Source organism: Aminobacter sp. Y103A (assembly GCF_030294925.1).
Classification (GTDB): domain Bacteria; phylum Pseudomonadota; class Alphaproteobacteria; order Rhizobiales; family Rhizobiaceae; genus Aminobacter; species Aminobacter ciceronei.
This window is the reverse complement of sequence record NZ_AP017986.1, coordinates 3,404,972-3,420,100: the sequence shown is the minus strand read 5'-3', so window position 1 is coordinate 3,420,100 and position 15,129 is coordinate 3,404,972. Positions and strand designations below refer to the sequence as shown.

General features: G+C 61.6%; 12 protein-coding genes and 1 tRNA gene. 5 read left to right on the top strand and 8 right to left on the bottom strand.

The genetic code is table 11. The features are described 5' to 3' along the window. Window positions 1–22: 22 nt before the first annotated feature. From Amn_RS16785 to Amn_RS16775, 3 genes are all read right to left on the bottom strand, one after another. A complete protein-coding gene (locus Amn_RS16785) occupies window positions 23–952 on the bottom strand; it encodes a YobF C-terminal domain-containing protein (protein WP_286290609.1) in 930 nt (309 codons plus the stop codon). Between the two features lie 14 nt (window positions 953–966). Further along, the gene (locus Amn_RS16780) at window positions 967–1,770 is read right to left on the bottom strand and encodes a MerR family transcriptional regulator (protein ID WP_286290608.1); all 804 of its coding nucleotides are present in this window, start codon (window positions 1,768–1,770) and stop codon (window positions 967–969) included. A gap of 70 nt (window positions 1,771–1,840) precedes the next feature. Next, complete coding sequence (locus Amn_RS16775; RefSeq protein ID WP_182573944.1) at window positions 1,841–2,236, bottom strand: rhodanese-like domain-containing protein; 396 nt, start codon at window positions 2,234–2,236, stop codon at window positions 1,841–1,843. Window positions 2,237–2,512: 276 nt separating this feature from the next. Between Amn_RS16775 and Amn_RS16770 the strand changes: the two genes are divergently transcribed. Continuing rightward, the gene (locus Amn_RS16770) at window positions 2,513–4,378 is read left to right on the top strand and encodes a L,D-transpeptidase family protein (protein WP_286290606.1); all 1,866 of its coding nucleotides are present in this window, start codon (window positions 2,513–2,515) and stop codon (window positions 4,376–4,378) included. A 33-nt stretch (window positions 4,379–4,411) separates the two neighbouring features. Here the strand turns inward: Amn_RS16770 and Amn_RS16765 are convergent, their stop codons facing one another. From Amn_RS16765 to Amn_RS16750, 4 genes are all read right to left on the bottom strand, one after another. Beyond that, a complete protein-coding gene (locus Amn_RS16765; protein WP_286290604.1) occupies window positions 4,412–5,221 on the bottom strand; it encodes a glycosyltransferase family 25 protein in 810 nt (269 codons plus the stop codon). A 47-nt stretch (window positions 5,222–5,268) separates the two neighbouring features. Then, window positions 5,269–7,164 carry an LTA synthase family protein gene (locus tag Amn_RS16760; RefSeq protein WP_286290602.1) on the bottom strand — a complete coding sequence of 632 codons (1,896 nt, stop codon included), beginning with the start codon at window positions 7,162–7,164 and terminating at the stop codon, window positions 5,269–5,271. 1,123 nt (window positions 7,165–8,287) lie between these two features. Next, window positions 8,288–8,362: transfer RNA gene (locus Amn_RS16755), tRNA-Val, on the bottom strand. Window positions 8,363–8,429: 67 nt separating this feature from the next. Further along, a complete protein-coding gene (locus Amn_RS16750) occupies window positions 8,430–9,113 on the bottom strand; it encodes a phosphoglycolate phosphatase (protein WP_067961289.1) in 684 nt (227 codons plus the stop codon). 145 nt (window positions 9,114–9,258) lie between these two features. Between Amn_RS16750 and rpiA the strand changes: the two genes are divergently transcribed. The 4 genes from rpiA to Amn_RS16730 all read left to right on the top strand — a co-directional run bounded on the left by rpiA (window position 9,259) and on the right by Amn_RS16730 (window position 13,636). After that, window positions 9,259–9,957 carry a ribose-5-phosphate isomerase RpiA gene (gene rpiA / locus Amn_RS16745; RefSeq protein WP_286290599.1) on the top strand — a complete coding sequence of 233 codons (699 nt, stop codon included), beginning with the start codon at window positions 9,259–9,261 and terminating at the stop codon, window positions 9,955–9,957. Between the two features lie 18 nt (window positions 9,958–9,975). Further along, entirely contained in the window at window positions 9,976–10,533 is a 558-nt protein-coding gene (locus Amn_RS16740; protein WP_154383972.1) for a DUF2059 domain-containing protein, read from the top strand. Between the two features lie 177 nt (window positions 10,534–10,710). Next, the gene (gene gor, locus Amn_RS16735; protein ID WP_154383973.1) at window positions 10,711–12,105 is read left to right on the top strand and encodes a glutathione-disulfide reductase; all 1,395 of its coding nucleotides are present in this window, start codon (window positions 10,711–10,713) and stop codon (window positions 12,103–12,105) included. Between the two features lie 157 nt (window positions 12,106–12,262). After that, window positions 12,263–13,636: a class II 3-deoxy-7-phosphoheptulonate synthase gene (locus Amn_RS16730; RefSeq protein ID WP_067961301.1), complete on the top strand. Its 1,374-nt coding sequence runs from the start codon at window positions 12,263–12,265 to the stop codon at window positions 13,634–13,636. A gap of 79 nt (window positions 13,637–13,715) precedes the next feature. Here Amn_RS16730 and Amn_RS16725 read toward each other — a convergent pair whose 3' ends face one another. After that, window positions 13,716–14,723, bottom strand: coding sequence for a GGDEF domain-containing protein (locus tag Amn_RS16725; RefSeq protein ID WP_246340646.1), 1,008 nt, complete (start codon window positions 14,721–14,723; stop codon window positions 13,716–13,718). Window positions 14,724–15,129 lie beyond the last annotated feature (406 nt).

Genomic DNA, 15,129 nt, shown 5'->3' with positions numbered 1-15,129 from the left:
GCGCTATGCGGATTGCCAGGGCTCAGCCCTGGCCCTTCAGCGCGGCCCTCAGCATGTCGTAGGTCGGCGCCAGTTCGCGAAGCGATGCCGCCGCTTCGCCATCCTTGCCGGCGACAAGGGGGTATTGCAGCGCGCCGATGAGCCGGGCCTGTCGTCCCGCAATCCGAGCCGCCTCGACATATCCCGCGCGTTCCAGGCAGGTTGCGGCGTCTGTCGCGCGGCGAGCGCCTGCCTGGACGGCGAAATGGATCATGTGGCTACGAAGGTCGTCGCTGCAACCACGCTCGATCAGCCGCGCCAGCGCTTCGGCGGCGGCGGCGTTGCCCGAGCTCCCCGCCGGCATGTCGTGCTCACCCGCCATCGACAGCCAGCGGATCGCCGAAGGGATCGACGCCCTGATCATATCCACTTCGGCGACGTCGGCGGTCCGCCTGAAGGCGGTGCGCATCGTATAGGGCGTGCCGTAGATCAGCGTTTTTGCGCTCCAGGCGGCCATGAAGTCGGCGAGGGGCAGGCGGGCATAGGGATAGCCCTGCGGATCGTGCATCAGAATGCTCTCGTCGTCGACTTCGAGCGCCACGACGTAATGATCGGCCTCAATCGGGCCGCGCATGCGTGGCTGATGCCTGAGATGCCCCATCTCGACGGGACCGATCCAGACCGGGCCGGCGGCCAATGCCGCCTTGAGGCGCGCCAGGGCCTCTTCGGCTTCGCCCCCTTGCGTGACATCAGATGTCCAGCCGAGCGCTGAAAGCGCGACTTCGAAACCTTTCTCCGGGTCCCAGCCATAGGGGTCGAAGAAGGGCAACGTGCCGCCGATCAACTGCATGCCGAACGGGCCGCCAATGGCCACCTCGATGACGGCGGTCGACGGTCCATCGGCGCCGAACATCATGGCGAAGGAATTGGCATAGCAATACGGGCCCGAGCCCGTGTAGGCAAAGTGCGTCATGTCTGGACCTCTTGTCAGATGAGGGGATAGGCGACGTCGAAACGGGCGCCTTGGGTTCCGGGATAGGTTTCGCAAGGGCTGCCGGCGCAACTCAGCTCGCTCCGCGCGTCGAGCCACGCTTCAAGGGCGTCGTACACGTGCATGACGCGGGGAAAATTCTCATAGGCCTTGGGAACCGGCAGATAGACCTCGCGCCGCGCTGGCTGCAGCCTGATGAGCAGGTCGCCTGCCGGCTCGAGCTTTCCCGCGCAGGCGATGGCGACCTCGACGAGACCTTCACTGTCGCGGCTGACAAGGTCGTGAAAATGCACGCTCATCAATCCGTCGCAAGCCGATCCCGAGGCGCGCAAATGCGTCCGGATGTCGGCTTCGGCTGCGGCGATGAAATCGTCCAGCCCTTCGACGCCGATCTGGCGCTGTCGCGACACGACCTTTGCGGCCGGTACCTCACGCAGGCCGATCGTCGCCATCAATGCCGGTTCGCCGCCTTCGGCTTGCCGGGAAAGCGCGCGCACGAGTTCGGCCTGGTCGGCAAGCCTGTCGTTCTGCGCGCTTAGCCAGCTTTGCAGTTCTACGACGCGTGCTTCCGGTGTGAGCTCCAGCAGCTGCGTGACGCGGGCGATCGGCAGCCCCAGCTGGCGCAGCCGCGAGATCAGGCGCGCCCGTGGCGCCTGCGCGGAGGCATAATAGCGATAGCCGGTCTGCGGATCGACGTGGACCGGCACCAGCAGGCCTTGCTCGGCATAGAGCCGCAATGCCTTTGGCGACAGCCGCGTGGCGGCCCCGAAACGGCCGGCGAGGAGATAGGAATCGGTCATAACGCCGTGTCTAGGGCTGGCCCCAGGGGCGAGGTCAAGCGCGCGATTTGCTGTCGTCGCCGCCCGCCGATCAGCCCTTCTTGTTGCCTGGCTCTACAGGCAGGCCCGCCGCGCGCCACGCAGTGAACCCGCCAAGGATGTGCCGGACCGGCTCCAGCCCCATCTCCTGCGCGGTCTTGGCGGCGAGCGCCGAGCGCCAGCCGCCGGCGCAGAAGAAGACGAAGTTCTTGCCGCTGGAAAAGAACGGCTTGTGATAGGGGCTGTCGGGGTCAATCCAGAATTCGAGCATGCCGCGCGGGCAATGCTGGGCGCCCGAAATCCTGCCTTCGCGCTCGACCTCACGCGGATCGCGCAGGTCGACGAAGATGGTCTCGGTGTCGTCGAGCAGGGTTGCCGCTTCCTCGGGCGACACCACCTCGACCACTGCATTGGCCTCGTCGAGCAGTTCCGTGTAGCCCTTCTTCACCTTGCCCTCGCGTCAAATCGGCCCAAATGCAGCTTGCAAGGCCAAGTGATCGCATGAAGCGGCGAAGCTGTCATCGCCGATGAATTGTGCCACCTGCCGGCTTGTCTCACGATGATGTGAAACTGTTCGGCAACAGCTGCCGGGAAATTTATGAAAGCTTAACGTTATCGGTATGAATCGAGAGAGCAGCGCCTTACATCAGCCATTTGTGGACAGGAATTCTTCCACCGGCGCATGGCGATTCCAGAGCATTTTCCGGGCAGGGATGGTGTCTTTATGAAATTTTCTCTCCTGAGCAGGCCGATCTCGCTTCCGCTGGCTGCATTGGCTGCGACAGTGGCGCTTGGCGCGCCGCAGGCTGGTGCTCAGAACTTCTTCGACATCCTGTTCGGTGGTGGCAACCGCGCCCCGCGCCAGCAGCAGGGCGAATTTCCGCCGGCTCCGGTGCAGAAGAAGCGGGCACCCGTAGCGGCGGCCAAGATCAGCGCGCCGTCCTATTATACCTACAAGACCGACGCGATGGTGACGGTCGACTTTGCCAAGCTGATCGCCGGCACGCAGTCGGTGTCGCTGGAGCCGTCGCTTGCCGCTACGGCGTTCCGCGAGGCGCTGGCCGGGCTCGATGCCTTCGACCTTGTTGCCGAAAAGGACATCGCCAAGGGGCTGCTCGACTACTATACGGCCAATCCCGATTTCATCTGGGTCACCGGCCAGACCGCCAACAGCCGCGCCGAAGAGGCGATCAGGACGTTGAGCGACGCCGCCAGCCACGGGCTGATGCCGGCCGACTATGCGGTCTCCGTGCCGCCGGCAGCCTATGCGCTTGACGACACTGTCGGCCGGATGAAGACGCTCATCCGTTTCGAGATGGCGATGTCGGCACGCGTGTTGCGCTACGTGCATGATGCACAAGGCGGCCGCATCGATCCGAACCGCATCTCCGGCTACTATGATTTCGCCGCCAAGCCGCTCGACATGGCCGGCGTGCTGAAGAGCCTCAGCCAGTCGAATGACGCGCGGGCCTTGCTTGAGGCATTCCATCCGCAGAATCCCGAATACAAGGCGTTGCGCGTCGAACTCGAGGCGCTCAAGGCGAGCGAGGAAAACGACATCGTCGTTGATGCCAAGCTTTTGCTGAAGCCCGGCGAGACCAGCCCGGAGCTGCCCAAGCTGCTGCATCTCATCGCCCGCGACCTCGACGATGAGATGGGTGGCGAATTCGGCGAAACGCTGGCCAGGCTCGGCAGCAGCGAAATCTATACACCCGAACTGGTGCCGGTCATCGAGGCGGTGCAGAAGCGTGCCGGGCTCAAGGCCGACGGCGTCGTCGGCCCGCGCACGGTGGCAACCCTTGCCGGCACGTCGAAGGCAGATCGCCTCGACAAGGTCGTCGTCGCGCTCGAACAGCTGCGCTGGCTGCCATCCGAGCTCGGCAGCCCACGCGTCTTCATCAACCAGCCGGCCTATACCGCGAGCTACATCGACGGCGGCACGGAAAAGCTCAAGATGCGGACGGTGATCGGCAAGACCAGCAACCAGACCAGCTTCTTCCAGGACGAAATCGAGCAGGTCGACTACAACCCGTATTGGGGCGTGCCGCAGTCGATCATCGTCAACGAGATGCTGCCGCGCCTGCGCAACGATCCCAGCTATCTCGACCGCGCCGGTTACGAAGTCACCGATTCGCGCGGCCAGCGCATTCCGTCGTCGGCGATCAATTGGGGCCAGTATGGCTCGAAGGTGCCCTACAGCGTGCGCCAGGCGCCGAGCGAGGCCAATGCGCTGGGCGAGCTCAAGATTCTGTTCCCCAACAAGCACGCCATCTACATGCACGACACCCCGCAAAAGGCGCTATTCGACCGCGACAACCGGGCCTTCAGCCATGGCTGCATCCGCCTGGCCGATCCGCGCGGCATGGCCGCCGCAGTGCTTGGCACCGACGTAGATCACATCGCGGCCAAGCTGAAGCAGGGCCATTCCTTCGAGAAAGTGACCCGCAAGATCCCGGTGTACGTCGCCTATTTCACCGCCTGGCCTGATCTCGACGGCAAGGTCGAGTATTTCGGCGACGTCTATGATCGCGACGCCAGGCTCAAGGACGCCATGGCTCGTACAGATGCGGCGAGGGCACCGAGCATCTGATCTGCTGCATGCAGGCTCAGGACAAGGTCCGGGTCAGCCGAGCATCTGTTCAGCCAGGCGTCCGGATTGCCGGTCCTGCGCGCCCATCGGAATGATGGCGCGGCGGGGAAAGTGCAGGATCCTCCACAACAGCCGCCGGATTTCGCGGATTGCCTTTTCGGATCGCGTCAGCCGCACTTTCGGTCGGGGCATACGCGGTGACGCCAACCGTTCCGGCTCGAGGTCGCTCGGCAGCGTGATCGCCTGGTCGGGCAGGAACATTTCCTGGATGCTGATGGCGGGCGACAATTGCCAGCAGGGCGTCTCGTGCCTGGTCATGTCGAAGAGAAAATCGTCCACCGGGCGGTCGATCCTGCTGGCCTGCGTCACCAATTGCGCGGCCAGGCGCCTGGAGATGGCATAGGCGGCAGCGCCGTTGTGGAAGCTGTACAGCGGCAGCAGGCGGTGTGTCTTGATCTTGCCGCCGCGCCGGCCGACCAACACGGGATTCAGCGTCGTTTCGAGCTTGATCAGGTCGACGCCTGCAGGAATCCACGCGTCGTCGCTCAGAAAATCGGCGGCATCCCGGCTGAAATAGACATCGTCTTCGAGCACGACCGCATGTCTGTCGCTGCCTTCGGCAATCCGTCGCCACACGGCGATATGGCTCATGAAGCAGGCAACCTCGCCCGGCGACCAATTGTGATGATTGCGCAGGACCAGCCGGTTGATGATGTCGTCATCAAGTGCGGTTTTGTCGATGGCGCTGAAGCGCTCGAAGCCCAGGCCCATCCGGCGGAAGGCCGTGGTCATCCAGGCCAGCCGTCCAGTCTCCCGATCAAGGTTGATGACGAAGCACCGCATCGGATATTTTCCCGCTCGCCTGCTGATCGCAGAACAGTCGGTGCCGGTCAATTCGATGCAGTTTCTTCAGGCGGGAACACCCGGTTCTGGCTTTCGAGCCAGTAATACATCCGGACGTAGTTTTGATAGGCCAAGTACTTCGCATCCTCATCTGCCGTCCCTGTCGCCTTCGAAATCCCATGCGGGCCGATGTAATAATACTCCTCTCCCATCGCGGCCAACGGCACATGGTGCGCGGGCGCTTGCTCAAAAATCGAAAATCCCATGAAGGCGTTCCCGGCGTCCTGCAACGAAAGCAAGTGCAGCAGCGTGGGGGCGAAGTCGACCGACGTGCGATAGTCGGCGTCGAAGGTCACCGGCAGAGCCAATCCGCTGTGATGAATGATCAAAGGGATGCGGTCGACGAAATAGGCTTGGTAGTCGTCCCCCTGCAGGGCCTTTACCACCGCGGGTTCAGGATAGGTCGCATGATCGGCAGTGATGATCAGGATCGTATTGTCGGAAAAGCTCGAGCTCTGAAAGTAATCCAGGAATTTTCCAAGCTGCGCATCGAAATTGTGCATCCTGTTCAGCGCGGGGTTATCACCGCTGCCATAGGTCACGCCGGCGCTGTCGGAATCCAGGAACGCATGGGTGCCGACATTGTAGGTCGCAACGAAGAACGGCTGCTTGTTGCCGCTTAAGCCTTGTTTCTCCAGGAAGCCTTTCAGGCCCGAAAATACCTCCGCGTCGGCTGCGTCAGACGTGCCGGAACTGAGTACTGCGGGTCTGCCACCCAAAAGTTCAGGGAGCGTCTCTACGGCGTAGACGGTGTCAAAGCCGAGCGATCGCAGCATGGCGTTGAAACTGGCGCCCTGCGGGCTGGAGGACAGAAATGCCGTCTTGTAGCCTCGGTCCAGCAGGATGTCTGGTATCGTCCGGTAGTTGATGCTGGTGAGCAGCGCTGTGTTGTTTTCCCCTTCGGCTTCCCAGCCGCCGCTTTCAGCGCCGCCATTCCTCGGATATCCGGAAACCAGCTGTCCCTGGATTCCTCGATAGGTTGCCGCAGTGTGGCTGAAGTAGTTGTAGACAGTCATTGAACGCGCGGCAAAGCGGTCGATGTTGGGCATCAATCCCTGATGCTTGCCGCCATAGGTTCCCAGAAAGCGGGCAGACAGCCCTTCGGCAAAGACCACGATAATGTTGGGCCTGTCTGACGCCGATTGTGCGGCGCCAAACGACAAAGGGCTGGAATAGGCCTGATCCCGCAACAGAGGGTAGTGCTCGTTGATCGGCAGGCTGATGCCTTGCCGATCCAGCGTGTCGGCCATGTCAGAGAGGTTGTTGCGGGCCCTGCGCAGATCGCGAAATTTGCGGGCAAGAGATGTGGCCGGAGCCATATCCGGACGGAGATCGAGGGTTCTTTCGGTGAAGGAAGAGCTGTCGAACATGCCGGCAAAGAGCAGGCAGGCAAGTGTCGCGGCGAAAACGAAGCTCTTTCCGGGCCGGTGGAGCGCCGCTTGCTTGCGCGCCTTGAGGGCGAACAACGAAAGGCAGATCCAGCTTCCGAAGCCAAGGGCTGCGATGACGAAGAACAGGGGCTTTGCCGCATACTGGCTGCCGTCGGTGTGGTTTTCCAACGCCAGAACGGAGATGTAGTGCCCCGACAGATAGGCGGAAAATCCCTGCACCAGATAGATCAGCATCACCAGCAGGGGCACGGCGAGAGAGACGAACAACGCCGGCAAGGCCACCCAGCCGCTGCGCTGGGCATGCCAGGCAACAAGTCCCAGCACGCAAAAGAACGCGAGCTCGATCGCCGGCAGCAAGATTGTGGTGACGTCGACGGTGAATGCCGGATTCCGCTCTCGCAGGGCAATCAGCAGGAGGGCGAGATACAAAACGTAGATAACCACGAAATAGAGCGCGTAGCTTCGCTTCAAAAGAATATCTGTAAATTTCATCTGCAGGTCGTCTGGAAAATCACATCAAAAAACAGAGTCTCTCAGGTTATTCGAATCGCGCGTGGCAATGTATTGGCCGGTCTCGATGTTTAGTCCAGGTAGTTGAATTGGTTACCGTCGCACGGCAAATGACACGAATATCGTAACGGCGAAACGACGAATTCTGGTCCCATCTTGCCGGAGACTGCGTTTGTCTCCTGATCGGGGCAGGTAGCGTAGTGTTCGTCGCCAGTGATCCGGGACGTGTAAGGGAGAGCGGCATTGCCGTTGTTCGGTTATGTATTCGGATATCGAACTGTGATTTGGCGTTCTGACTGGGATTAAAGATGTAGTGGAAAATATTCTTATGCGTATTACGTGATGTTATTTGAAAATTATGTGACAATATAATCTTGTGGTAATGTGCTGTACCTAAGGTGCCGGCAAGGGTTCGCTGTGTGTCTGGAGGAATGCATGCCTTCTGTACTGAAGATTATTCTCGTCCTTGCGTCACTTATGCTGTTGACGGCCTGCCAGACCGATAGGCGGCGGTGCGAAACCGAAACGGGCGGCGCTGCCACCTATCGAAAGAGCGATAACTGCGGGCGTGCGGCAAAGCCAGCTGAAGGCAGCGATCGGCCGGAGAGGCAGGTCAGGGAAAAGCCTGTGACGCCGACTGAGCCCGAACCAGAGGGACCGGTTTTTCCATAGCGCCAGCTTGGTTCAGGCTCCCACGCCAGGCGCGGCGGCGGCCAGGCTCGACGGCACGCTCAACTGGATCGTCCGCCTGATCATCGACCGCCTTCACGTGGTAAGTGTAACCGCGTGCGGTCCCTCTCGCACTTGCAGCCGGCCAGAACACATCATGTTCGATCAACACGCGGGACGGCCGTGCTGGCAATCGCCAGGGTAGCTTGACCTTCGGTCGCCAGATGATCGTATGGCCCTCGGCCAACAGCACGTTTTCAGCCAGCGGCTCGGGTCACACTTCCCAATCTTCGCTCATGACATGTCCTTGCGCGTCGACAGATCTGCGGAAGGAGAACGAGCCATATCAATTCGATGCCAGAATCGTACACGTTCCGGCATCGTTTGGCATGACTGTGCGTATTGCTTGGAGACGGCTGCGGAGGGGCCAAGGTAATGGTGGGCGATATAGGGATTGAACCTATGACCCCACCCGTGTGAAGGGTGTGCTCTCCCGCTGAGCTAATCGCCCGTCCGAGGCCCGAGAGCCGAACGTGACGGCGATATAGGGGAGGGGTGGGAGTGGTGTCAAGGCGGCTTTAGCGACTTGCCGCCTCTATCAGCTTCTGGGCCATGCCAAGCGTCAGTTCGTCGTAGTGCGAGATGACCACCGACGGCTCATATTCGCTGACATGACGGTCGGTGTAGCCGAAATCGACGGCAACCACAGGAATGCCGGCGGCCTTTGCCGTGTCGATGTCGGTGACCGAATCGCCGACCATGACGGCGCGGGACGCGTCGCCGCCGGCCTTGGCGATGGTTTCGGTAAGGTGCCGCGGATCGGGCTTGCGGATGCCGAAGGTTTCCGGGCCGGTGATGGCGGCGAAACGATCGGACAGGCCGAGCGCCTGGATGAGCCCCTTGGCGAGGTTTTCGTACTTGTTCGTGCAGACGGCGAGCAGGTAGCCGGCATCAGTGAAGCGGTCCATCGCGGCGACCACGCCGGGATAAGGCAGCGAGCGACCCGGAATATTGACCGTGTAGTGATCGAGGAAGATGTCGTGCAGGCGATCGTGCTCCACGCTGGCCAGCTGCTTTTGCTGGGCGTTGTAGGCGCGCTCGATCATGATGCGGCCGCCCTGGCCGACGAAGCGGCGGAACGCCCGGTCGTCGACTTCGGCGAGGCCGCCGGCGACGAGCGTGTGATTGAGGCTGTCCAAAAGGTCGGGGGCGGTGTCGACGAGCGTCCCGTCGAGGTCGAAAACGATGATCGGCTTGGACATGGCTCCGCCTTTTGTGGAGTTGTGCGTTGCAAGAGGCGATAGCCTTGGACCCGGCAGGACGCAAGCCCGGGCCATAAAGCCTTTGACCCAACGGGCAAAAATGCTAGGAGCCAAGCCTGATATTCGAGGATTTTGCGAACAAGTCATGGATGCCAAGGCTTTGAAGATCGAGGCGGCGCGCGCCGCCTTGGGGTATGTCGAGAGCGGAATGCGCCTTGGCATAGGTACCGGTTCGACGGCCGAGGAGTTCGTCAGGCTGCTGGCCGAGAAGGTAGCTGACGGCATGCAGATCATCGGCGTGCCGACGTCTGAACGCACCGCAACCCTTTGCCACGAGCTGTCGGTTCCGCTGTCGACGCTCGACGAGACGCCTGAGCTCGACCTCACCATCGACGGTGCCGACGAGATCGATCCGCAGCTGACGCTGGTCAAGGGCGGCGGCGGCGCGCTGCTGCGCGAGAAGATCGTGGCCGCGGCGTCGACGCGCATGGTCGTCATCGCCGACCAGACCAAGCTCGTCGACACGCTGGGGCGCTTCCCGCTGCCGGTCGAGGTCAATCCGTTCGGCCTCAAGGCGACGGAGATCGCCATCGCGAAAGCTGCGGAAAAGCTCGGGCTTTCGGGGCCTTTGGTGCTGCGCAAAGTCGGCGGCGAGACCTTCGTAACCGACGGTGGACATTTCATTATCGATGCATCTTTTGGCCGCATTCCAGATACAAGAGCGCTTTCGGATGCCCTGCACGCCATTCCTGGCGTCGTGGAGCACGGTCTCTTTCTGGGGCTGGCCACCGTTGCCGTCATCGCCGGCTCGGACGGGGTCAGAACCGTTCATCCGGCACGCTAAACAGGAGTTCTATTCATCATGATTTCGATAAACCGGCTTCGCCGCTTCTCCGTCATGGTGGCGGCTTCGGCATTCGCGGCCGTCGCATTCTCGGCCCAGGCGCAGGAAATCAGCGAATCCCACCTCAAGGCGGCACATGCTGCGATCGCTTCGATCCACGCGACCGACTCTTTCGATTCGATCCTGCCGCAGGCAGCCGCGGCACTTAAGCAGCAGCTGATCCAGCAGAATCCCGATATGCAGGAAGTCATCACCCAGACCGTCGACGAAAAGACGCTGGCGCTGGCCGCCCGCCGTGCCGATCTCGAAAAGGAATCAGCGCTCGCCTACGCAAAGTCGTTCTCCGAACAGAACCTCAACGACATTGCTGCTTTCTACAATTCGGAAGCCGGCAAGAAGCTGATCGAGAACGGCCCGATCGCCTCGCGCGAATTGGTCAAGGCTGCCGAGATCTGGCAGAACGGCATCGCGCGCGATCTCGCCGAGCAGGTGGGTGAGCAGCTCAAGGCAGTCATCGGCACCAAGGCTCCGGCCGAGGGTGCTGCGCCCGCAGCCCCGGCAGCACCGGCGAACTGATCAGCCGCGACCATCGGTCACGATGCAAAAGCCCGGCATTCGCCGGGCTTTTCTTTTGATGTCTCTGCCACTACCTGTGACCGCATCACAGGCGCATCCCGTGCGGTGCGCAGTTTCAAGGACTTAGAAGAGCGGCGCGCGTCGTTGGCGTACTGCTCTCCCGCAGGAAGGACACCCATGGCCCAGTACGACTACGATCTTTTCGTCATCGGTGGCGGCTCGGGCGGTGTGCGTGCGGCACGTGTTGCGGCCGCTCTCGGCAAGCGCGTCGCACTTGCCGAAGAGTTCCGTTTCGGCGGCACTTGTGTCATCAGGGGCTGCGTGCCCAAGAAGCTCTATGTCTACGCCTCGCAGTTTCCTGAGCATTTCGAAGATGCTGCCGGTTACGGCTGGACGGTCGGCGAGGCCAAGTTCGACTGGAAGGCGCTTGTAGCCAACAAGGAGCGCGAGATTTCGCGGCTCGAGGCGATCTACAAGCGCAATGTCGAAGGTTCCGGCGGCGAGACGATCCATTCGCGTGCCGAACTGGTCGACAGCCACACGATCCGGATCGTCGATGAAAACCGCACCGTCACTGCCGATCAGATCCTGATCGCAACCGGCGGACGGGCTGCGGTGCATCCCGCACTGCCGGGGCATGAGCACTGCATCTATTCGAACGAAGTGTTCGACCTCCCCGAACTGCCCAAGGCGATCATGATCGAGGGCGGCGGCTATATCGCTGTCGAATTTGCCAACATCTTCCATGGCCTCGGTGTCGACACCACGCTGGTTTATCGCGGCAAGGAAATCCTCAGCCGCTTCGACATGGACCTGCGCCGCACCTTGCACGAGACGATGGAGCAGAAGGGCATCAAGATCTTGCTGCATTCGGTTTCGCAGGGCGTCAGCAAGCGCGGCGATGGCCGTCTCGACGTCACACTGAACACCGGCCAGATGCTCACCGTCGACCAGGTTCTGCTCGCGATCGGCCGCACACCCAACACCGAGAACCTCGGCCTCGAGGCCGCCGGCGTTGAGATGGACAAGCAGGGCGCGATCGTCGTCGACCGGTATTCGCGCACCAGCGCCGACAACATCTGGGCCGTCGGCGACGTCACCAATCGCGTCCAGCTGACCCCTGTCGCCATCCATGAGGCAATGTGCTTCGTCGAAACGGCGTTCAAGGACAATCCGACTGAGCCGGACCACGATTGCATCCCGACAGCTGTGTTCTCGCAGCCCGAGATTGGCACCGTCGGTCTCTCCGAGGAAGACGCCGCCAAGCGGTTCAGGCATCTGGAGATCTATCGCACCAGCTTCCGGCCGATGCGCCACACGCTGTCGGGCAGGCAGGAAAAGATGCTGATGAAGCTGGTCGTCGACGGCGACACGCGGCTTGTCCTGGGCGCTCACGTGCTCGGCCCCGACGCCGGAGAGATGGCGCAGCTACTCGGCATTACGCTCAAGGCAGGGCTCACCAAGGACGACTTCGATCGCACCATGGCCGTGCATCCGACGGCTGCTGAAGAGCTGGTGACGATGTACAAGCCGACCTATCTGGTGAAAGACGGCGTCCGCGTCGACAACTGACGTGGTCGCCTCTCGGACCTGCCGCAGGGAAACGTTCGATCTCGGACGTGTTCCGGGGTAGATTAGGGGCTCCTCATCGTGTAAAGAGCCGCGTTCCCGCAATGGCGGGTTATGGCGCGGGTGAGGTGCCCGTTAGCGAACTTTATTAGGTGCGAACATGACGAAATGGTCCCCGAATTCCTGGAGAAGCATGCCGATCCAGCAGGTCCCGGCTTATCCGGACGCTGCGGCGCTCGTGGAAACGGAAGCTCGTCTCGCATCTTTTCCCCCCTTGGTTTTTGCAGGTGAGGCGCGCAAGCTGAAGAAACAGCTTGCTGCCGTTGCCAATGGCGAAGCCTTCCTGCTCCAGGGCGGCGACTGTGCCGAGAGCTTTGCCGAACACGGTGCCGACAACATCCGCGACTTCTTCCGCGTCTTCCTGCAGATGTCGGTCGTGCTGACCTTCGCCGGCGCGCAGCCGGTGGTGAAGGTCGGCCGCATCGCCGGCCAGTTCGCCAAGCCGCGTTCGTCCGACAACGAGACCAAGGGCGACGTGACGCTGCCGAGCTACCGCGGCGACATCATCAATGGCCCGGCTTTCGACGAGAAGTCGCGCATTCCCGATCCCGCGCGCCAGGAAATGGCCTACCGCCAGTCGGCGGCGACGCTGAATCTTCTGCGCGCCTTCGCCCAGGGCGGCTATGCCAGCCTGGAGAACGTGCACAAGTGGATGCTCGGCTTCGTCTCCAACAGTCCGCAGGGCGAGCGCTACGAAGCGCTGGCCAACCGGATCACCGAGACGATGGACTTCATGAAGGCCGTCGGCATCACCTCGGAGACCAACTACGCGCTGCGTGAGACCGACTTCTACACCAGCCATGAAGCCCTGCTGCTCGGCTACGAGCAGGCGCTGACCCGCGTCGACTCGACCTCGGGCGATTGGTACGCCACCTCGGGCCACATGATCTGGATCGGCGACCGTACGCGCCAGGTCGACCACGCGCATGTCGAGTATTGCCGCGGCGTGAAGAACCCGCTCGGCCTCAAATGCGGCCCGTCGATCACGCCTGATAACCTGCTCAAGCTGATCGACCTGCTCAACCCGGAGAACGAGGCAGGCCGCCTGACGCTGATCGCACGCTTCGGCCACGACAAGGTCGATGAGCACCTGCCGAAGCTGATCCGCGCCGTCGAAAAGGAAGGCCGCAAGGTCGTCTGGTCGTGCGATCCGATGCACGGCAACACGATCACCGCTGCCGGCTACAAGACGCGTCCATTCGACCGCATCCTGAGCGAAGTGCAGAGCTTCTTCGACATCCACCGCTCAGAGGGCACGCACCCGGGCGGCATCCATGTCGAGATGACCGGAAACAACGTTACCGAATGCACCGGTGGCGCCCGTGCCATCACGGCCGAGGAACTGCAGGACCGCTACCATACCCATTGCGACCCGCGCCTCAATGCCGACCAGGCGATCGAGCTCGCTTTCCTCGTGTCGGAACTGCTCCGCAAGAGCGCACCGACTCCAGTGAAGAAAGCCGTCAACGCCTGATCGCCAAAACGCGGTTGCAGAATCGAAAAGGCGCCGGTCTGACCGGCGCCTTTTTCATTTGAACGGATGGCGATGCGCCTCAGTCCTTCTTGTACAGCATCCAGTTCTTGCCCTGGCGCTCGGCGATCGTCGAATAGCGTGTAACGCGGTTGCGGCCGATCAGTTTGGAGCGGTAGAGTGCCCGGTCGGCCTTGGCGTAGAGGTCCTCGGCGCTATCGGCATCCGAGGCCATGCACACACCCATCGAAACGGTGACCTGGCCGCAGTTCACGCCCGGCTGAATATCCTTGAATTGCGTCTGCGCAACCAAAAGGCGAACGCGGTCAGCGATCTCGAACGTCGCTTCCTCAGTGGTGCCTTCGACGATCAGTGCGAACTCCTCACCGCCGGTCCGGGCCACGAACATGTCGCGGTGGACGCTGGACTGAAAGATGCTGGCGATGATCCGCAGGATCTTGTCACCCACAGGGTGGCCGTGCCGGTCGTTGATGTCCTTGAAACGGTCGATGTCGGCCAGGATCAGCGCACTGAACAGCACGCCCCTGTTGTCGTTATAGATCTTGGCGATCCGCCGGTCGAAGGCGCGCCGGTTCCAGATGTGGGTGAGGGGATCGGTATCGGCAAGCTTCTTGTACTCTTCGAGCTTCGACTTGACGCTTTCGAGTTCGCTCGACTTGTCGCTCAGCGCGGTTGCCACGTGCTTGCCGTGATCGATCTTCGAGGCGGTGGCAACCGCCATCACGCCGACGATTTTCTGCAGCAGTTCCTGCGACATGGCGGTACGGCTGTTCAAGCCGCTCGACGTCTCATCGAGAACCTTGCCATAACGCTCCAGATGCGTCTGCTCGTTGCGCAGCAGGTTGGCGACGCCTTCCAGCTCTCGCGCCAGGATTTCGCGGGCATGTTCGACGATGCCTTGCCCATGGTTTTGGGCAAAGAACTTCTGGCCGATAAGGTCGAGTTGCTCCTGTGTCGGACGATTGCCGAGTGCGATGACCTCCAGGCTGAGGGCCGCGTTGGTGCCGGTCAGCGCTTCGTAGAAGATCTCGTAATTGCGCGGCAGTCCAATGACGCCCATCTGGCTCATCGTCGCCACGACAGTACTCGCAATATCGTTGCCTCGTTCTGTCGGGGCGGCTGCAGACTGCATGTATGTCCCGTTTCAGTTGGCCAGACGGCCGTCTGCATGGCCAGCCGGAAGGCTGACGTGCAATCGGACGGGGGCGCGAGCGGCGTGAGATAAAATGCTTGCGGCGGCGCAGGTCCCCTCTGCGCCCATCACTTGTAATCAGCTCTAATTTAGGCTGGCTAAGGTTTCCTTAATTTCCAGCCTTGTTGCCGGTATTTTTCTACCAGAGGGTGTAATTCCCACTGTGCCAGACGAGGCCGCAACATTGGCCAGCATCGATCATGTCGCAAACATTCATGTCCTGTGCCCCGGTCAAGATCAATATGGCTGTCGGTCAATTGGAGGAGTATGCAATGGATAATCT